Source organism: Sphingopyxis sp. QXT-31 (assembly GCF_001984035.1).
Lineage (GTDB): Bacteria > Pseudomonadota > Alphaproteobacteria > Sphingomonadales > Sphingomonadaceae > Sphingopyxis.
In genome coordinates this window covers 2,776,427-2,795,553 of sequence record NZ_CP019449.1, presented here as the reverse complement: position 1 = coordinate 2,795,553, position 19,127 = coordinate 2,776,427, and the positions used below count along the sequence as shown (strand labels likewise).

Sequence of the window (19,127 nt, the reverse complement as noted above, 5' to 3'; positions counted from 1 at the left end):
GATGTCTGCCAGCCGCACCAAATTCTACCTCGACAAGCAGAACGCCAAATGGAGCGGCGTGTGCGCGGGGATCGCCGACTATAGCGGGGTCGATGTGCTCTGGGTCCGCGTCGGCGCCGTCCTGCTCACGCTGATGGGCGGCTTCCCCTGGACGCTGATCGCTTACTGGATGGTCGCCTGGATGGGGACGCCCAAGCCTTTCGCGCTCTACGGCTCGAGGGAGGAAGCGAAGTTCTGGCAGGGCGTGCGCTCGAACCCCGCCGCTTCGACCCGCGATATCCGCTCGCGCTTCCGCGACATCGACCGCCGGCTCGCCGACATCGAGATGTACTACACCAGCCACAACCGTCGCCTCGCCGACGAGATCGACAGCCTGCGCTGAGCGCGGCTGACGGGCAACAGGGAGAAGACACATGAATTTCGGTGGAACCGGTTTCGTCCTCGCCATCATCGCATTGTCGATCGGCGGCTGGATGTTCACCACCTGGATCCGCGCCAAGCATGGCTATCCGGTCGAGAATGAATGGGGCGGCACGGTTCATCGAACCGACCCCGACGCTGATCGAAAAATCAAGCTCTTGACCGACGACAATGCCAAGCTCGCCAGCCAGATCGGCCGGCTCGAGGAACGGATTTCGGTGCTCGAACGCATCGCGACCGAAACCAACGGCCAGGCCGCGCAGCTCGCCGACCAGATCGACCGCCTGCGCTGAGGGGACACATCATGGATCTCGATTTCTTCAATGCCTTTGCCCCCGTCGCCGCGATCGTCGGCCTGGCCGGGGTCGGTGGCTGGGTCTTCACCACCTGGCTCCGCGTTAAGAACGGCTACCCGCTCGAGAACAGCTGGGGCAAGGCGGTCTATCCAAAGACCAGCGACGAGGCGATGGAACGCGTCAAGCTGATCAGCCAGGAAAACGCCCAGCTCCGCGCCGAACTGGGCTCGGTCAAGGACCGGCTCGCGGTGATCGAACGCATTGTCACCGACGAAGGCAACCGGCTGAGCCACGAGATCGAGGCGCTGCGGCGCCCCGCGAACTGAGGGACCGGACATGGAAACGATTCTCATCCTCTTCATCGTCGTCGGGCTGCCCGTCACGCTCGGCATCGGTTACGCGGCCTATGAGCGCCACCTCAAGTTCAAGGAGCGGCAGTTCAAGGCCATCACGAGCGAGACGGCCGAGAAAGCAGCGCAATATGCGGCGCAGACCGAACGGCTGGAGCAACGCGTCCGTGTCCTCGAGCGCATCGTTACCGACAAGGGAATTGATGTCGCCGACGAGATCGAAAAGCTGCGCGACGCGCCGCTCAACTGAAACGAAGAAAAGGAGCCTCCCCCATGGGTCCGTTTGAAATGGTCATCGGTATCGTCCTCATCGTGACGATCGGCGGGATCATCAAGGCCAAGCATGGCATCCGCCGCGACAACAAGGGCAATGAATATTTCGTCGGCAATGCCGCCGACAAGGAAGAGACCAAGGCCCTGCTCGCCGAAATCCGCGCGCTCAAGGAGCGTATCCAGGTGCTCGAACGCATCGCCACCGACGGCAACCGCGCCGCGACCCTCGACGAACAGATCGAGCGGCTGCGCGACCGCCCGTAAGACCCGAACGCCGACAAAGGAGCAACGCTCATGGCTTTCATCACTCCCGACCTCACCGCCGCCGCGGTCGCGCTCAGCGCGCTGGCGATCGTCAGCCTCGTCGCGCTCCGCGGCTGGCGCGACTGGATCCAGCTCAAGCGCGACGAACTCGCCGCCGGCCATGTCGCCACCGTCGCGCACGACGCCACCGTCCCGCACGCCGGCTCGCGCATCGAGATCGCCGACCTCAAGGAACGGCTGCGCAAACTCGAAGCGATCGCGGCGGGGGTGGATCTCTAAAACCTGCGTCACCCCGGGCTCGACCCGGGGCCCGCCTTCCTTCTCCGGGGCCACATCGCCCGACAGGAAAAGGCGGATCCCCGCTTTTGCGGGGAAGACGGGAGGCAGAGGGTAAGGGCCCTTTCCAGACCTCCCCAAATCTGTCACTGGCGCGCCCATGCGCAGCCTCGACGATATCTTCGAAGAATATGACTTTCTGGACGGCGACGATCGCTATCGCCTGCTGATCGACCTCGGGCGCAGCCTCGACCCTATGCCCGACGCGCTGAAGACCGACGCCACGCTGGTCCGCGGCTGCAGCGCCAGCGTCTGGGTCTATCCGGTGCCGCAAGCCGACGGCCGCCTCCACTTCCTCGCCGACAGCAATGCCGCGATCACCAAGGGCATCGTCGCGCTCGTCCTCGCCGCGGTGCAGGACCGGCCCGCTGCCGAGGTCGCGGCGATGGACGTCGCCGCCGCGCTCGCCCCCTTCGACCTCACGCGCCAGCTGTCGTCGAACCGCACCCAGGGCGTCCCCAACATGATCGCGCTTGTCCAGGACACCGCGCGGCGTCTCGCCGCCGGCTGACGCCGCGTTCGCGGTCGCCGCGGGACGTGCTCCATCGACCGTCCCGCAAAGAAAAGGGCGCGGAAGTTGCCTCCCGCGCCCATATTCTTTTGTTGGTCCTGCGATCAGAATTCGTACGACACGCCGACCTTCAGACGCCACACCGACGAACTGATGTTGACCAGATTGTCGGCGTTGAACGTATCGGTGCCAGCGGCGCTGGTGATGATGTACCGGCCTTGTGCATCGACGCCGCTGACGGTGGCGATATCCTGACGACCCGCAAAATCGCGGCGGCGCTGAACGTTCCAGTCCTTGTCGAGGAAGTTCAGGAAATTGTCCATCGTGGCATAGAGCTTGATCTTGTCCTTCTTGCCGAACAGGTGGCCCGGGCCGGGCAGTTCCTGCGAGAAGGACAGATCGACGTCGAAGTACCAGTCGTTCGAGCAAGTGTTGCGCGCGATCGTCTGACCCAGATATTTCTTGGCGCAGCCGAGACCGCTCGCAAAATCGACAAGCTTCTGGACTTCTGCATTGCGCGATCCGCTGACGTAATTGCCCAGCGCGTCGCTTACCTGCGGCGCGATGTTGGGGTCGTTAATCCCGGTGGGCAGATAGACCAACGCATTGTCGGTGCCCGACGCATTATCGTTGAACACCGAACCGCCGGTGAAGGTCAGGCTGTACGGACGGCCCGACCGGGCAACGGCGGTAAAGCCGAAGCGGGTGCCCAGATCGCCGAAGAAGGTTTCCTCGAACGACGTCGACAGCGTGATGTTGTGACGGCTGTTGAAGAAACCACGCGAAGCCGCGGGGTTCTGGCGGTCGAACGCGGCGGTCTGGTCGTAGTTCGACCCCGCGGTCGAATTATACATGTTCCGGCGATCCTGCGAGTCCGAGAAAGCATAGCCGAAGCTGAAATAGGCGGAACCGCCGTCGGTGAAGAGGCCGCCGTCGAAATTCTTCGACAGCAGGAACGACGCCGAATGGCTGCGGAAGCTGCCGCCATTGGTCAGCATCAGCTCGTCCTCGCGGGCCGTGGTGAAGCACGCATTGTTGACGCCGGTGTAGATCGGGGTCGGCGTGATATCGACCAGCTGCGCGGTACAACCGGTGTTGAGCGGATCGATCGTGACATAGATCGGACGTCCATCGACAGTGAACGACGCGCGGCCGGTACGCGGATCGGGGACCTGGCTGAGGTCGACGATGGTGTAGGCATCGCGATATTTGCTGTAGATATAGTCGGCGTTCAGGTTCCAGCCGCTGAAGAAGCCCGAGGGGGCGAAGTTCAGTTCCGACGAGAAGCCGATGTTGGCGCGCAGCACCGACGGCAGCTTGATGTCGGGATCGATCGACTGGGTGAAGCCCTGGCCGCGCGCGGCCGAAGTCGATGCCGCCTGCACGAAGCAGGACGGAACGCCGGTGAACTGGCCATTGACGACGACGTCGATCTGGCCGGTCGGGCAGCCGGCGGCGCCGGTCGTTCCCTGCGCAAAGGCGCTGCCGTCGTTCTGGAAGGCATTGCCGAACCAAACCAGCGGATCGCCGCCCGAGAAGATGCCGACACCGGCGCGCAGCTGTGCCCGGCTGAACACCGCAAAATCGTCCATATCATAGGTCAGCGCGAGGCGCGGCAGAACGATCGGGTCGAGATTGCTGAACCCGGTGTTGTTCGGGATGCCGTACCGCTGCTGGAACACCGGATTATAGTCCGGACGCCCGCCGTCGTACCAATCGACGCGGACACCGGCGACGGCGCTGAGCGCGTCAGTGACCTGCCATTCGTCCTGCGCGAAGATCGAATAAAGGCTGCGCGTGAAGGCGGCGGCGGCGCTATTGATGTCGCCCGTCGCGGTGACGTTGCCGAAGGCGCCGAAGGTGCAGCCGTTGACGACATTGACCGGCGTGGTCGTGGTCGTCGGGGTGGTGCACAGCGGGCTCGTACCGGCGGGCCGTACGCCCGGCGACAGCAGGCCGGCGCGCAGATCATCGATGTTGCGGAACACCAGGGTACCGGTCGCATTCTGCACGAACAGGTTGAACAGGTCGGCGCGGTTCAGCTCGGCGCCAACCTTCAGCGTGTGATCGCCGACTTCCAGCTTGGCGACAGCGCGATACTGGTCGATCTTGGTTTTCAGGTCGTTGGCCGAGCGCGATGTGCCGGGCCCTGCCAGCACGGTGCCATCGATACCGGTCGGGTTGTCGATACCGACGATGATGCGCGGGATCGGGTTCGCCGACTGCGCTTCGCCGCCGCCGACCGGATCCTGCAGATCCTGCACTTCCGAGCGCGAATAGCGGATTTCGGTCGAGAAGTCGTCGTTCCACTGCGAATAGAGACGACCCGAATAATAGTTCGATTTGGTGCCGCTCAGATAATAGGTGTTGAGACCGATCGCCTGCGGCGAGTTGCCCGTGAACAGGTCGTCGGGACGAATCACCGATTCCTCGAGCCGCTGATAGGTCGCTTCCAGGCGGTGCTGGTCGTTGATCTGCCAGTCGGCGCGGACGAAATAGCGGTCGTTCTTGAACGGACGGTTGGTGACCAGCGGGCCGGTTTCGACGCCATAGACGCTGCTCAGCACGTCGGAGATGGCATTGAACTGCTCGACGCTGATCCCGGTCTGGCCGGTGCCAAGACCCGTCGGATTGTTGTCCTGCGACTGGCCGGCTTCCTGATGCTCATAGGCACCGAAGATGAACAGCTTGTCCTTGATCAGCGGACCGCCGGCCCACACGCCCCAGCGCTTGTCGGGCTCGATCGGGGGGACGTTGGGGATGCCCGGCAGTTTGTCGCCGCGCATGCCGTTGTCCGAATATTCGAAGAATCCGCCGAAGCGATAGTCGTTGGTCCCCGACTTGGTGACGACATTGACGGCGCAGCCGGTGAACTGGCCATAATCGACGTCGAACGGTGCGAACTGCACCTGCGTTTCGCGAACCGCGTCATAGGGCAGCGGGGTCGAGCTGCGCGACGAGAAGCCGGTGTCGTTGAGGCCATAGACGTCGCCCTGGCTGATGCCGTCGACGGTGAAGGCGTTGCCGCGGTCGTTGCCGCCGAGGCACGAGATGCGGTCCACGCCCGAGCCGCCGTCGTCGCGGTCGAGGCTGACGCGCGGGTCGAGGCGAATGATGTCGCGCACGTCGCGGTTGAAGCTGGGGGCGTTCGCCAGGACTTCGGCGGTGAAGCTGGTGCCCGGGCCGACCGCGAGTTGGGTCACGCGGACGCGGCTGCCGGTGACGACGATTTCGCCGCCGCCCGACGAGAGCGAGAAGGTCAGGGCCGTGTTGCCCTGCAGCGTGGTGTAAACGTCGCTCAGCGACTGGCCTTCATAGGCGCCGGCATTGGCCGAGACGGTGTAGGGACCGCCGGTGACCAGGCCAGAAGCGGCGAAACGGCCGTCGGCGCCCGTGGTGATCGTGCGCTCGGCGCCGGTGCGAGTGTCGGTGATCACGACCGTCGCGCCGCCGATCGGCGCGCCGTTGTCGTCGTTGACCTGGCCCTGGATGCCGGTGGTGATCTGCTGCGCCGCCGCCGGCGCCGCAACGACGGTCGCGACGCTGATAGCCATCAGGCTCGCGGCGATCGAATAACGAAGTTTCATGAATGTCCCCTTTGGTGCATCTGGCAGGCGCACGTCGTGGGGCGCGCCTGACCTGCGAGCGCCCCTGAAGCCCGCATGTGGCACGATTGTGACAGCAATTGTGACAGTGCAAGCCGCGCGCGGCGGATCGTTGCTACCGAAACGAAAAAAGCCCCGTTTTGCGTCGCGCCACGCGAGTTATCCACAGGCGCGGCTGCGCTTTTCTTAAGGGGTGTTGCTGCAATGCAACATCGCGGGCGCGCGCCACCGGCGCGCGCCGCGACTCAGGCGGCGTCGCCCGCCGCTTCCTTTGCCTTGTCGGCATAGACGCGCACGGGGTCCTTGCGCCCCTCGACGACATCCTTGTCGACGACGATCTCGACCACGTCGGTCAGGTCGGGCAGGTCGAACATCGTGTCGAGCAGGATCGCCTCGACGATAGAGCGCAGCCCGCGCGCACCGGTCTTGCGTTCGATCGCCTTCTTGGCGACCGCGACCAGCGCATCGTCGGTGAAGGTGAGCGTCACCTCCTCGAGGTCGAACAGCTTGCGATACTGCTTGATCAGCGCGTTCTTGGGCTCGCCCAGGATCTTGACCAGCGCCTCGATGTCGAGGTCCTCGAGCGTCGCGATGACGGGCAGGCGGCCGACGAATTCCGGGATCAGGCCGAATTTCAGCAGATCCTCGGGCTCGATGCTCTTCAGCACCTCGCCCTGGCGGCGTTCGTCGGGGCCGGCGACATGCGCGCCGAAGCCGATCGACTTGCCCTGCAGGCGGTCGCCGATGATCTTTTCGAGGCCGCTGAACGCGCCGCCGGCGATGAACAGGATGTTGGTCGTGTCGACCTGCAGGAATTCCTGCTGCGGATGCTTGCGCCCGCCCTGCGGCGGAACGCTCGCGGTCGTGCCTTCCATCAGCTTGAGCAGCGCCTGCTGCACGCCTTCGCCCGACACGTCGCGCGTGATCGAGGGGTTTTCGGCCTTGCGGCTGATCTTGTCGATCTCGTCGATATAGACGATGCCGCGCTGCGCCTTTTCGACATTATAGTCCGACGACTGGAGCAGCTTGAGGATGATGTTCTCGACATCCTCGCCGACGTAGCCGGCCTCGGTCAGCGTCGTCGCATCGGCCATGGTGAAGGGCACGTCGAGGAAGCGCGCGAGCGTCTGCGCGAGCAGGGTCTTGCCGCTGCCGGTCGGGCCGACGAGCAGGATGTTCGACTTCGCCAGTTCGACGTCGTCGCCGCGGCCCGAGTTGGCGAGGCGCTTGTAATGATTGTGCACCGCGACCGACAGCACGCGCTTGGCGGTGTTCTGGCCGATGACATAATTGTCGAGATGCTGGCAGATTTCGAGCGGCGTCGGCACCGCGCCGTCCTTGCGCGCGGCGACCCCGCCCTTGATCTCCTCGCGGATGATGTCGTTGCAAAGTTCGACGCATTCGTCGCAGATGAAGACGGTCGGCCCGGCGATCAGCTTGCGCACTTCGTGCTGCGACTTGCCGCAGAAGGAGCAATAGAGGGTGCTCTTGCTGTCGGAGCCAGAGAGCTTGGTCATAAAATTCCTTTTGGGGCCGGGCGAATCGCCGCCGGGCCCATGCTGGCGCCGCCCCCGCTGGAGACGCCGCCGTTCATCCTAGCCCCCGTCACCCCGATTACAATATGGCAATTGGGTGACATGGATACAATGTCCCGGCTAGCAACGGGGGGCGAACGGGGCGTCAAGAAACGCGGTTAAGTGTTGCTTTCACTGGGTTCCGGCACCGGCCCGCTCCCCCACCCGGCCTCCCATAGGGTACTATGTTGGGGAGGCCGGGTGGGGGAGCGGGCCGGTGCCGCTAAGCAGAATTAAGGCGTCGGGCCTTCGCTGACATCCTTGGGCGCGTCGTCGCCGGGCAGGCCGGGGCGGCGGTCGTAGACATGGTCGACGATGCCGAAGGCCTTGGCTTCGTCGGCTTCGAGGAAGGTGTCGCGGTCCATCGCTTTTTCTATCTCTTTCAGCGACTTGCCGGTATATTTGACATAGAGGTCGTTCATCCGCTTGCGGATGCGCAGGATTTCCTTCGCCTGGATCTCGATGTCCGACGCCATGCCGCGCGCGCCGCCCGACGGCTGGTGGACCATGACGCGCGCATTGGTCAGCGCGACGCGCATGCCGGGTTCGCCCGCGGCGAGCAGGAAGCTGCCCATCGACGCTGCCTGGCCGATGCATACCGTGCCGACGCGCGGGCGGATATATTGCATCGTGTCGTGGATCGCCATGCCCGCCGTGACGACGCCGCCCGGCGAATTGATGTACATGAAGATGTCCTTCTTCGGATTTTCCGATTCGAGGAACAACAGCTGGGCGGTAATCAGCGAGGCCATCTGGTCCTCGACCTCGCCGGTGACGAAGATGATCCGTTCGCGCAGCAGGCGGGAGAAGATGTCGAAGCTGCGTTCGCCGCGGCTCGTCTGTTCGACGACGACGGGAACAAGGGCGGCGAGCGGGTCGATCATTGTAAATTCGTCCTTCGTTGTGCGGGGTGCCGCGCCGGAGAATCCGGTGGGCCTGCCCCTCGCCATCCTACATCGGCGGGTCGCCGCGCGGTTTCAAGGGGGCAAAAAGAAGGGCGGGAAAGTCCCGCCCCTCCGAAATCCTGTGCTCCGGCCTCAGTCGCCTTCGCCCGGCTCGGCCGAGAAATGCGTCTCATACTTGCCCTCGACGCCCTTATATTCGTCGGCGTCGGCGGGGGTTTCTTTCTTCACCGTGATGTTCGGCCATTCGGCGCTGAACTTGGTGTTGATTTCGAGCCATTTTTCGAGGCCGCTCTCGGTATCGGGCAGGATCGCCTCGGCGGGGCATTCGGGTTCGCACACGCCGCAGTCGATGCACTCGTTGGGGTTGATGACGAGCATATTCTCGCCCTCGTAGAAACAGTCGACGGGGCACACCTCGACGCAGTCCATATATTTGCACCGGATGCAGGCGTCGGTGACGACATAGGTCATGGGTTAGGCTCCCTTTGAAGGCGGCGTCATCGCCGTCCGTCAGATGCGTTTCCAGCGCCTCTAAGCCGCGCGGCGCGGGCCCGTCAACGCTAAGCTACTGTTGCGAATCACTCTCACCGGCTAGCGGCTTTTCGCCGCGTTGGCGGCACAGCTTTTCTGGGTGTGCCGATAGATGGACTGCCGGTAGCGGCCTTTGCTCCTTCCGCCTTTGATGGGGGAAGGATACGGAGGCTTGCCGCGAAGCGGTTAGGCGGAGTTGGATGGGGGTGAGGGTGCTCCCATGAACCGCCGTGTCAGGCCGAACCCGCACCCCCACCGCTGCGACTAACGAACAAGTTCGTAAGTCTCGCTGCCTCCCCCATCAGAGGGGGAGGGAAACTGCGGCGGCCTCGCCGCCCAGTCGCTCGTAGCAGGCCTGCGCTTCGGGTGCGGGCCCGCGGCGCAGCGGCAGCGAGAGGAGGCGGATCACTTCGATCCGTTCGCCGACCGGCAGCACCAGAGTCTCGCCCGCGTGCACCGCGGCGGAGGCGCGGGTGATGCGCCGCCCGTCGAGCCGGATATGCCCCGCCGCGACCATCGCCTGCGCGATGCTGCGCGAGCGGGCGAAGCGCAGATACCACAATAATTTGTCGAGCCTTATGCTCCCCGCGGCGCCCGGGCTCGCCATCAGTCTTTCCGCGCGTCGGCGAGCAGCGCGGCGAGGCCCGCGAAGGGGCTGTGCGGCGAGGGGCCGCGGCGCGGAGCGCGGTCGGGCCGCTCGGGGCGATCCTGCCGCGGCGGCGGCGCGCCGGGCTTACCGGCTTTGCGACGCCGGTCCTTGTTATCCTTGCGCGGCTGACCCGGTGCGGCGACCGGGCGCTCGCCGCGCGCCGCGTCGGGGCGGCCCGGCTGCGGCGAGCGCTGACCCGCCTTGTGGGAGGGCTTTTGACCATGTTTGTGGCGCGGTTTCTTGTCGCGGCCGCGGTGCCCCGACCAGCGCCAGCGGTCGAGTTCGGGCTCGCCGACGCTGCGGAAACCGAAGGCCTGGAGCAGCCCGCGCCGCGCCGGAGTGTCGAGCCCCAGTGAAGTGGCGAGCGCCGCGTCGATCAGGAAACCCGCCGGCGGCGGCGCCGCCGATTGCGCGTCATGGCCGCCGTGATCCTCGTCATGCTCGTCGCCGCCGGCGATCGGCGCGGCGGGCTTGGCGTCGGCCTGGATCCGCGCGGCATGCGCCTGGCGCGCGAGGCGCTCGGCCATGTCGATGCGCAGCCAGCCCTCGCCGCAGCGGCGGAAACCCGCGATGCCGAGACCAACGGGCGGCCCGTCCTTCTGCCACACCGCGCCGTGCGGCGGCAGCAAGGGGAGGCGCCCGCCCTGCTGCGCCGCGAGCAGCGCCGCGCGCCAGCGCACCGCCTCGGGCTTCAGGAGTTGCGGATGGAACAGGTCGAGCGAGCCGATGGTGAGCCCGATCTTGCGCAGCAAAGGCCGTTCTTCGGCGCTCATCGCCGTGAGCTGATCGTCAACGCGGTCGCGCGCGACGAACCCGCCGCCGTCGACCAGCGCGGCGAGCAGGGCGCGGACGCGCGGCGGGGTGAACAGGTCGCCCGCGGCCTCGCCCATCGCGGCGAGCGGCCCGGCGTGCCGCGCGAGCTGCGCGGCGACGAAACGCTGCAGCCGCTCGACGATCGCCTGCACCTGCGGCACCTCCAGCCGGCGCAGCGCGGGTTCGACGAGGATCGCGGGCTGGACGAGCGTCGGTCCCTTGGCGAGCGTCGCGATCACGTCGCCGTGCCAGGCGATGCGCGGGGTCTCGCCGGGGGTGCTGATCAGCGCCAGCGCGCCGTCGTCGCCCTCGGCAAGCGCGCCCGCGCGGCGCGCGAGTTCGGCGCGCAGATGTTTTTCGGCGGCCGCGAGCAGCAGGCGGTGATCGCTCGCGCGCGCCTTGGCATCGACCTTGAACTGGAAGCCTTTGAGCGTCCCGATCGCCTCGCCGTCGACCGCGACGGTGCCGTCGGCGCCCACCGCGACGGGCAGCGCGGCGTGACGCTGTCCCGCGTCGCGGATGAGCAGCGCGAGGCGGCGGTCGACGAAGCGCTGCGCGAGCGCGGCGTGCAGCGCGTCGGAGAGGCGCGTCTCGAGCGCCTGCGTCTGCGCCGTCCAGCCCGCGGCGTCGGCGATCCAATCGCCGCGCTGCGCGATGAAGCAGAGCGTGCGGACCGCCGCGATGCGGCTCGCGAGCTGGTCGATGTCGCCCTCGGTGCTGTCGAGCCGCGCCAGCCTTTTGGCGAACCAGTCGGGGTCGATCATCCCGTCGCCGCTCGTCCGCCACTGCCACAGCTTGAACACGGTGCGGCTGTGGTGCTCGGCGCCGAGCTGTTCGAAATCGGGCAGGCCGCAGGCGTCCCACAGGCGCTGGACCGCGTCGAAATCGCTGCCGCGCATGCGCACTTCCATGTCGCCCGCGAGATGCTTCAATACCGCGAGATCGACCGCCTCGGGCGCGGCGCGCAGCCGCGGATGCGCGGGCGGCTGGGCGAGGTCGGAGAGCAATTGATCGAGCGTCGCATAGCCGGGGGTCGGATTGCGCCAGTAGACGCTTTGCAGCGGCGGGAAATGGTGCCCCTCGATCGCGTGGATTTCCTCGGGCGTGAAGCCGCCCTGCGGCAGGCCGACGGTGCCGAAGCTGCCGTCCTGCTGGTGCCGCCCGGCGCGCCCCGCGATCTGCGCCATTTCCGAAATGGTCAGCCGGCGGAGTCGCCGCCCGTCGAATTTCTGCAGGCTCGCAAAGGCGACATGCTGGACATCGAGGTTCAGCCCCATGCCGATCGCGTCGGTCGCGACGAGATAATCGACCTCGCCCGCCTGGAACATCTCGACCTGCGCGTTGCGCGTGCGCGGGCTCAGCGCGCCCATCACCACCGCGGCGCCGCCCGCGAAGCGGCGCAGCATCTCGGCGATGGCATAGACCTCCTCGGCCGAGAAGGCGACGACCGCCGAGCGCTTGGGCAGGCGCGACAGCTTGCACGAACCGGCATAGCTCAGCGTTGAAAAGCGCGGTCGCGTGATGATCTCGGCCTCGGGGACGAGGTCGCGGACCAGGCCGTGGATGCTCGCGGAGCCGAGGATCATCGTCTCCTCGCGGCCGCGCGCGCGCAGCATGCGGTCGGTGAAGACATGGCCGCGCTCGGGATCGGCACCCAGCTGCGCCTCGTCGATGCCGACGAAGGCGACGTCGCGCTCCAGCGGCAATGCCTCCATGGTGCCGAGCAGATAGCGCGCGTCGGGCGGCATGATCCGCTCCTCGCCCGTGACCAATGCGACCTGTTTCTCGCCCTTGATTTGGGCGACGCGGTCGTAGACCTCGCGCGCCAAGAGACGGAGCGGGAAGCCGATCATGCCGCTCGACCGGGCGGTCAGCCGCTCGACCGCCAAATGGGTTTTGCCGGTGTTGGTGGGGCCAAGGACGGCCTTGACCGGGCAGGAATCGGGAGACGACATTTTCTTGAGGTCCAAGCTGGCATGCGCCGCGCTGCGGTGCAACAGGGGATCGACGGACGGCGACACTTTTCCCTCCCCCTCGATGGGGGAGGCAGCGAGACTTGGCAGCTTGCTGCCTAGTCGCAGCGGTGGGGGTGCGCTCGCGGCGTGACACGATGGTGAAAAGCTGCGCCTTCACCCACATCCAACTCAGCGTAGTCGCCACGCTATGACGCGGCCTATCCTTCTCCCATCGAGGGAGAAGGAGGGCGGGGCACGCCATGTCCCGCCTCCGCCACGGCTCGCCGCAAGGCCCGGCGGCGCTCCCGCCATTAAATTGACTTTAACGACCTTTCTTTACAGACGGGCGGTCGGAAACATCTTCGGCGGCCGGGCACGGGAGGTGCGCGGGCGACCGGGCGGGGGTTGCAGTCTTTGTTCCAGCGTCACGAACCCATTGCGGGCATGACCGGCAACGCGGCCGCGCTGTCGATGACGCAGGCGATTTCCTTCGGGCGTTATGGCGCCGCCGATCCGCTTCCCGACCTCAAATGGCATGAGGCGCTGCGCGACCGGCTCGGGGCGCTCGACCTCGTGCCCGACCTCGGCGACAATATCGGTTCGGCCCATTGGTGGCGCGGGCTCGCTACGCTGACCCTGCTCTGCAGCGGCGCGATCGCGACCTTCCCCGGGGTCCAGCCCTTCGTCGCGGGCGGCGCCCCGGCGCTCGATACCGCCGACTTCAACGAAGCGCGCGCGCAGATGATCGTGCCGCTGGCCTTGGGCGGCGACACCGGCCGCCACATGGCGGCGACCGACGCGGTGCGCCCGCTGACGCAGACCCCCGAACGCCCGCAGATCGAACTCACCGCCACCTTGGGCAGCGGCGACAGCTTCGCGCGCCTGCTCGAACGCTCGGGCGTCGGCAGGGCCGATGCGCAGGCGCTCGCGCGGCAGGTGTCGTCCGCCGTGCCGCTCGCGGACATCGCGCCGGGCACGCGCATCGACCTGATCCTCGGTCGCCGCGCCGCGCGCACCATGCCGCGCCCGGTCGACGCGCTCGCGATGCGCGCGCGCTTCGACTTGCGCATCGAGATGGAGCGGATGAACGGCCAGCTCGTCATGCGCCGCATCCCGATCGCGGTCGACGCGACCCCGCTGCGCATCCGCGGCCGGGTCGGCGACAGCCTCTACCGCTCGGCGCGCGCCGCGGGCGCCCCCGCCGAGGCGGTGCAGGCGTATCTGCGGGTCATCGGCAAGCAGATTTCGGTCGGCAGCGAGATCCGCGCCGGCGACGAATATGACATCATCGTCGACTATCGCCGCGCCGAGACGGGCGAGACCGAGGTCGGGAAGCTGCTCTACGCGGGGCTCGTGCGGAACGGCAAGCAAAGGCTGTCGATGATCGAATGGACCGTCGACGGGCGGCTGCAGTGGTTCGAGGCGTCGGGCGCGGGCGAAACCAGCGGCGGCATGGTGCGCCCCACCAACGGCCGCCAGACCTCGGGCTTCGGCATGCGCCGCCACCCGATCCTCGGCTACAAGCGCATGCACAGCGGCATCGATTACGGCGGCGGTTACGGCGCGCCGATCTATGCGGTCACCGACGGCACGGTGACGATCGCCGGGCGCCACGGCGGCTACGGCAATTTCGTCAAATTGAGCCACGGCGGCGGCATGGGCACCGGCTATGGTCATATGAGCCGCATCGCGGTGCGCCCCGGCCAGCGCGTCAATCGCGGCCAGCTGATCGGCTATATCGGCTCGACCGGGCTGTCGACCGGGCCGCATCTGCATTTCGAGGTCTATCGCAACGGCCAGGCGGTGAACCCCGCCTCGGTCAGCTTCGTCACCCGTGCGCGGCTCGAGGGCAAGGCGCTCGCCGATTTCCGTGCGCGGATCCGCCAGCTGACGACGGTATCGCCGGGCGCGGCGCTGACCCCGGTGGCGGCGAAGGCGGCCGAAGGGCCGAAGCTCGGCAGCCTCGCCGACGTCGCCTCGAAGCGCGTGGGCGGCGGGATTTGACATTATAACCCCCTCCCCCTCGATGGGGGAGGCAACGAGACTGGGCAGCTTGCTGCCTAGTCGCAGCGGCGGGGGGGCGGTTTCGGCCCGAAGCGAACGGTGCAAGGACGCGCCCTCACCCCCATCCAACTACGCCTAGGCCGCTTCGCCGCCAAGGCTTCGTATCCTTCCCCCATCAAGGGGGAAGGGGCGGATGCGCCCAATATCCATTTGCCCCGCGGCGCGACCCCGCTATGCACGCGCCATGACCCACGCCGCCTTTCCCGAGCTGCGCCTTCGCCGCACCCGCCGCACCGCGTGGAGCCGCGCGATGGTGCGCGAGACCCGGCTCACGCCTGCGAACCTGATCTGGCCGCTTTTCGTCTGCGCGGGCGAGGGGGTGGAGGAACCGATCGCCAGCCTGCCCGGCGTGTCGCGCTGGTCGGTCGACCTGATCGTCGAACGCGCAAAGGAAGCGATCGCCGCGGGCATCCCCTGCGTCGCGCTCTTCCCCTATACCGAGGCCGATCGGCGCAGCGAGGACGGCGCCGAGGCGCTCAATCCCGATAACCTCATGTGCCGCGCGGTGCGCGCGATCAAGGCGGCGCATGGCGATGCGATCGGCGTGCTCACCGACGTCGCGCTCGACCCCTATACCAGCCACGGGCAGGACGGGCTGGTCGATGGGGACGGCCACGTCCTCAACGACGAAACCGTCGACGTGCTTGTCGGCCAGGCGCTCAACCAGGCGCGCGCGGGGGCCGACATCATCGCGCCCAGCGACATGATGGACGGCCGCATCGGGGCGATCCGCGCCGCGCTCGAGGGCGAAGGCTTCGGACATGTCCAGATCATGAGCTACGCCGCCAAATATGCCTCGGCCTTCTACGGCCCCTTCCGCGACGCGGTGGGCTCTCGGGGGCTGCTCAAGGGCGACAAGAAGGGCTATCAGATGGACCCCGCCAACGCCGAGGAGGCGCTGCGCGAGGTGGCGCAGGACCTCGCCGAGGGCGCCGACAGCGTGATGGTCAAGCCCGGCCTGCCCTATCTGGACATCGTGACGCGCGTGAAGGCGGCATTCGAGGTCCCCGTCTTCGCCTATCAGGTGTCGGGCGAATATGCGATGATCGAGGCCGCGGCGGCCGCCGGCGCGGGCGACCGCGATGCGCTCGTCCTCGAAACTTTGTTGGCCTTCCGCCGCGCCGGCGCCTCGGGCATCCTCACTTATCATGCGCTGCACGCGGCGCGCCTGCTCGGCGCGTGATCGAAACCGAACGCTTGACGATGCGCGTCTGGCGCGACGCCGACGTCGCGCCGTTCCAGGCGATATGCAGCGATCCGCGCGTGATGGAGACGCTCGGCCCCCCGCTCGACCTCGCCGCGACCGAAGCGCTCGTCGAGCGGATGCGCCGAATCCAGGCCGAGCACGGCCATTGTTTCTGGGCGCTCGAACGCCGGGAGGACGCGCGGCTGATCGGCTGGTGCGGGCTGATCCGCGGCCACGCCGGACCCGTCGAAGGCAAGGCCGAGATCGGCTGGCGCCTCGCGAGCGACTGCTGGGGCGCGGGTTATGCGAGCGAGGCGGCGCGCGGCGCGACCGCCTGGGGTTTCGCGAACCTGCCCGACGACGCGATCTGGTCGATCACCTGGCGCGGCAATGTCCGCAGTCGCGCGGTGATGGAGCGGCTCGGCATGACCCACCGCGCCGACCTGGATTTCGATCATCCTAAATTGGCCGCGGATAACCCGCTGCGTCCGCACGTCACTTATGCGCTACCGCGCGAAGCATGGAACAAGCTATGACCGCAACCGCAAGCCCGCGCCGCTGGCTCTTCGTGCTGACCATCCTGGTCGGCAGCTTCCTTCTCTTCCAGGTGCAGCCGATGGTCGCGCGCATGGTGCTGCCCAAATTGGGCGGTGCGCCCGCGGTGTGGAACAGCGCGATGCTCGTCTATCAGGCGCTGCTGCTCGGCGGCTACGCCTATGCGCATTGGCTCGGCCGCTTCCAGGTCCGGCGCCAGGCGGTCATCCATCTCGCGCTCTTTCTGGTCGCCGCGCTGTGGCTGCCGATCGGCATTGCGCAGATCGCGCCGCCGGGACCGGGGCAGGAGGCTTTGTGGGTGCCGCTGCTGTTGCTCGCGTCGATCGGCCCCGTCTTCTTCGTCGTCTCGGCGCAGGCGCCGCTGATGCAGCGCTGGTTCGCCGCCGACAGCCGCGCGGGCGATCCCTATTATCTCTACGCCGCCTCGAACCTCGGCAGCTTTGCGGGGCTGATCAGCTATCCCGCGCTGGTCGAGCCCAATCTGCCGCTCGCCGCGCAAAGCTGGGGCTGGGCGGCGGGTTATGCGGTGCTCGTCGCGCTGGTCGCCGCCGCCGCGGCGGCGCGCTGGCGCAGCCACGCCGCGCCGGCCGACAGCGCGCCGGTCGCCGACGAACCGCGCCCGACCTGGCGGCGCCAGCTCCACTGGCTGCTGATCGCCGCGGTGCCGTCAGGGCTGATGCTGTCGACGACGACGCACCTCACCACCGATATCGTCGCCATGCCCTTGCTCTGGGTGCTGCCGCTCGGCCTCTATCTGCTGAGCTTCGTGGTCGCCTTTTCGAATGCCGAAGCGATCAAGCAGACCTTCCGCGTGCTCGCCCCCGCGGTGCTGCTGATCGCGGGGGGGCAGTCGCTGCTCAGCACCGGCGGCGGTTCGATGCTCGTCGCGCTGATGAGCCTCGTCATGCTGTTCATCGTCGCCACCGCGCTGCACGACTATCTCCACCACCTGCGCCCCGCGCCGCAGCATCTGACGCTCTTCTATCTCGTGATGTCGGCGGGCGGCGTCGTCGGCGGGCTGTTCGCGGCGCTGTTCGCGCCGCTGCTGTTCGACTGGGTCTATGAGCATCCTATCCTCGTGCTCGCCGCCGCGGCGTTGCTGCCGCTGCCGCCCTTCCTGCCGTGGAATATATGGCTGAAGGTCAAGAACCCCATTCCCTATGTGCTCGCGATGCTGGCCGTGGCGGGTTTCGCCTGCTGGAAGCTCGTCGGCGGGTGGGACGGCACCTTTCAGGGCATGAACGGCCTGTGGGCGGGGCTGATCCTGCTCGTCGGGCTGCTCGTCGTCGGCTGGCGCTGGGCCTATATCGCCGCGCTGGCGCTGCTGATGCTCGGCGTCGGCGGGATCGAGACGCTGCAAAAGGGCACCGACGGCATGCGCGTACGCAGCTATTTCGGCGTCTACACGATCACCGACGACGCCGCCCGCCAGGAACGCCGCCTCGCGCACGGCACGACACTGCACGGGCTGCAGCTGACGTCGCCCGGCCATCAGCGGCGCCCGACGACCTATTATGGCTTCCAGTCGGGGGTCGGACTGACGCTCGACAAGGCCGACCTGCTCGCGGGCCCCAACGCGTCGATCGGCATCGTCGGGCTCGGCACCGGCACGCTCGCCTGCTACCGCAAGCCCGGCCAGGCATGGACGATCTTCGAGATCGACCCGGCGATGGTGGGAATCGCGCGCGATCCCACAAAATTCTCGTTCATCCCCGACTGTGCGCCCGACGTGCCGATCGTCATCGGCGACGCGCGGCTCCAGCTTGCCGAACAGCCGCCGGCGCGTTTCGACATCCTCGTCATCGATGCCTTCTCGTCGGACGCGATCCCGCTGCACCTGCTCACCGCCGAGGCGTTCGGGGTCTATACCCGTGCGCTTAAGCCCGACGGCATCCTGCTCGTCCATATCTCGAACCGCTTCTTCGCGCTCGAACCCGTGCTCGCGGCCGAGGCGAAAGCGCGCGGCTGGCAGTCGGCGATCCGCATGGACCCCGCGACCGGCGGCGACGCGGGCGGGCTCGCCGGCTCGAACTGGGTCGCGCTCACCGCGACGCCGCAGCGCATGCAGCGGTTGACCGGGGGCGTCCAGCCGCGCGAAAAGGCGTATGACGACGGCGTCTGGGTGCCGCTCGCCGGCCGCGACGGATTTTCGCGCTGGACCGACGACTATGCCTCGACGCTGCCGATCCTGATCTGGAAAAATATCATCGGAGGTCGCGAGGAATGAGCGACATCAGCATCATCACCGTGAACGGCAAGACGCCGCAGATCGACCCCAGCGCCTTCATCGCGCCCGGATGCCGCATCATCGGCGACGTACGCATCGGCCCCGACGTCAGCGTCTGGTATAATTGCGTGCTGCGCGCCGACGTCAGCCATATCGAGGTCGGCGCGCGCTCGAACATCCAGGACGGCAGTATCGTCCATTGCGATGGCCCGATGCCGCACCGCCCCGAGGGCTTTCCGACGATCATCGGCGAGGATGTGCTGATCGGCCACCTCGCGATGGTGCACGGCTGCACGCTCGCCGACCGGGCGTTCGTGGGCCTCAAGGCGGTGGTGATGAACGGCTGCCGCATCGGCAGCGATGCGATGCTCGCCGCGGGCGCGCTGCTCACCGAGAACAAGGAAATCCCCGACCGCGAACTGTGGGCGGGATCGCCCGCGCGCCGCGTGCGTGAGATCGGCGACGAACAGGCCGCGGGCATGCAGGCCGGCGTCGCGCATTATGTGCTCAACGGGCGCATGCACAAGGCGGCGGTGGAGGGCGAATAGCCCAACCCCCTCCCCCTCGATGGGGGAGGCAGCGAGACTGGCGAACTTTGTTCGTTAGTCGCAGC

Annotated in this window: 18 protein-coding genes; 12 read left to right on the top strand and 6 right to left on the bottom strand. The window is 67.3% G+C overall.

Annotated elements, in window-relative coordinates:
- Nucleotide 1: 1 nt before the first annotated feature.
- The 7 genes from pspC to BWQ93_RS13395 all read left to right on the top strand — a co-directional run bounded on the left by pspC (nucleotide 2) and on the right by BWQ93_RS13395 (nucleotide 2,450).
- Complete coding sequence (pspC, locus tag BWQ93_RS13425; RefSeq protein WP_077030989.1) at nucleotides 2–382, top strand: envelope stress response membrane protein PspC; 381 nt, start codon at nucleotides 2–4, stop codon at nucleotides 380–382.
- Between the two features lie 31 nt (nucleotides 383–413).
- Nucleotides 414–713 (top strand): hypothetical protein, encoded by a 300-nt coding sequence (locus BWQ93_RS13420; protein ID WP_077030988.1) that lies wholly within the window; start codon nucleotides 414–416, stop codon nucleotides 711–713.
- Between the two features lie 11 nt (nucleotides 714–724).
- Nucleotides 725–1,042, top strand: coding sequence for a hypothetical protein (locus BWQ93_RS13415; protein ID WP_077030987.1), 318 nt, complete (start codon nucleotides 725–727; stop codon nucleotides 1,040–1,042).
- Nucleotides 1,043–1,052: 10 nt separating this feature from the next.
- Nucleotides 1,053–1,316 carry a hypothetical protein gene (locus tag BWQ93_RS13410; RefSeq protein WP_077030986.1) on the top strand — a complete coding sequence of 88 codons (264 nt, stop codon included), beginning with the start codon at nucleotides 1,053–1,055 and terminating at the stop codon, nucleotides 1,314–1,316.
- 23 nt (nucleotides 1,317–1,339) lie between these two features.
- Nucleotides 1,340–1,603, top strand: a complete 264-nt coding sequence (locus tag BWQ93_RS13405) for a hypothetical protein (protein WP_077030985.1) — start codon at nucleotides 1,340–1,342, stop codon at nucleotides 1,601–1,603.
- A 30-nt stretch (nucleotides 1,604–1,633) separates the two neighbouring features.
- A complete protein-coding gene (locus BWQ93_RS13400) occupies nucleotides 1,634–1,882 on the top strand; it encodes a hypothetical protein (protein WP_058807404.1) in 249 nt (82 codons plus the stop codon).
- 157 nt (nucleotides 1,883–2,039) lie between these two features.
- Nucleotides 2,040–2,450, top strand: coding sequence for a SufE family protein (locus BWQ93_RS13395; protein ID WP_077030984.1), 411 nt, complete (start codon nucleotides 2,040–2,042; stop codon nucleotides 2,448–2,450).
- 104 nt (nucleotides 2,451–2,554) lie between these two features.
- Here the strand turns inward: BWQ93_RS13395 and BWQ93_RS13390 are convergent, their stop codons facing one another.
- The 6 genes from BWQ93_RS13390 to BWQ93_RS13365 all read right to left on the bottom strand — a co-directional run bounded on the left by BWQ93_RS13390 (nucleotide 2,555) and on the right by BWQ93_RS13365 (nucleotide 12,482).
- Entirely contained in the window at nucleotides 2,555–6,037 is a 3,483-nt protein-coding gene (locus BWQ93_RS13390; RefSeq protein WP_077030983.1) for a TonB-dependent receptor, read from the bottom strand.
- A 263-nt stretch (nucleotides 6,038–6,300) separates the two neighbouring features.
- On the bottom strand, nucleotides 6,301–7,572 hold the full coding sequence (gene clpX / locus BWQ93_RS13385) for an ATP-dependent Clp protease ATP-binding subunit ClpX (protein ID WP_077030982.1): 1,272 nt from the start codon (nucleotides 7,570–7,572) through the stop codon (nucleotides 6,301–6,303).
- A 290-nt stretch (nucleotides 7,573–7,862) separates the two neighbouring features.
- The gene (locus tag BWQ93_RS13380; RefSeq protein ID WP_077030981.1) at nucleotides 7,863–8,513 is read right to left on the bottom strand and encodes an ATP-dependent Clp protease proteolytic subunit; all 651 of its coding nucleotides are present in this window, start codon (nucleotides 8,511–8,513) and stop codon (nucleotides 7,863–7,865) included.
- A 153-nt stretch (nucleotides 8,514–8,666) separates the two neighbouring features.
- Entirely contained in the window at nucleotides 8,667–9,005 is a 339-nt protein-coding gene (fdxA, locus tag BWQ93_RS13375) for a ferredoxin FdxA (protein WP_077030980.1), read from the bottom strand.
- 361 nt (nucleotides 9,006–9,366) lie between these two features.
- On the bottom strand, nucleotides 9,367–9,672 hold the full coding sequence (locus BWQ93_RS13370; protein ID WP_077030979.1) for an RNA-binding S4 domain-containing protein: 306 nt from the start codon (nucleotides 9,670–9,672) through the stop codon (nucleotides 9,367–9,369).
- A complete protein-coding gene (locus BWQ93_RS13365) occupies nucleotides 9,672–12,482 on the bottom strand; it encodes a helicase-related protein (RefSeq protein ID WP_077032408.1) in 2,811 nt (936 codons plus the stop codon). The genes BWQ93_RS13370 and BWQ93_RS13365 overlap by 1 nt, the downstream gene beginning before the upstream one ends.
- Nucleotides 12,483–12,926: 444 nt before the next feature.
- On the opposite strand from BWQ93_RS13365, the gene BWQ93_RS13360 reads away from it, so the two are divergent.
- The 5 genes from BWQ93_RS13360 to BWQ93_RS13340 all read left to right on the top strand — a co-directional run bounded on the left by BWQ93_RS13360 (nucleotide 12,927) and on the right by BWQ93_RS13340 (nucleotide 19,062).
- The gene (locus BWQ93_RS13360; RefSeq protein ID WP_083720881.1) at nucleotides 12,927–14,486 is read left to right on the top strand and encodes a M23 family metallopeptidase; all 1,560 of its coding nucleotides are present in this window, start codon (nucleotides 12,927–12,929) and stop codon (nucleotides 14,484–14,486) included.
- A 244-nt stretch (nucleotides 14,487–14,730) separates the two neighbouring features.
- Entirely contained in the window at nucleotides 14,731–15,729 is a 999-nt protein-coding gene (gene hemB, locus BWQ93_RS13355; protein WP_077030977.1) for a porphobilinogen synthase, read from the top strand.
- The gene (locus BWQ93_RS13350) at nucleotides 15,726–16,268 is read left to right on the top strand and encodes a GNAT family N-acetyltransferase (protein ID WP_077030976.1); all 543 of its coding nucleotides are present in this window, start codon (nucleotides 15,726–15,728) and stop codon (nucleotides 16,266–16,268) included. The genes hemB and BWQ93_RS13350 overlap by 4 nt, the downstream gene beginning before the upstream one ends.
- Nucleotides 16,265–18,514 (top strand): spermidine synthase, encoded by a 2,250-nt coding sequence (locus tag BWQ93_RS13345; RefSeq protein ID WP_077030975.1) that lies wholly within the window; start codon nucleotides 16,265–16,267, stop codon nucleotides 18,512–18,514. The genes BWQ93_RS13350 and BWQ93_RS13345 overlap by 4 nt, the downstream gene beginning before the upstream one ends.
- Entirely contained in the window at nucleotides 18,511–19,062 is a 552-nt protein-coding gene (locus BWQ93_RS13340; protein WP_077030974.1) for a gamma carbonic anhydrase family protein, read from the top strand. The genes BWQ93_RS13345 and BWQ93_RS13340 overlap by 4 nt, the downstream gene beginning before the upstream one ends.
- The last annotated feature ends 65 nt before the right edge of the window (nucleotides 19,063–19,127 follow it).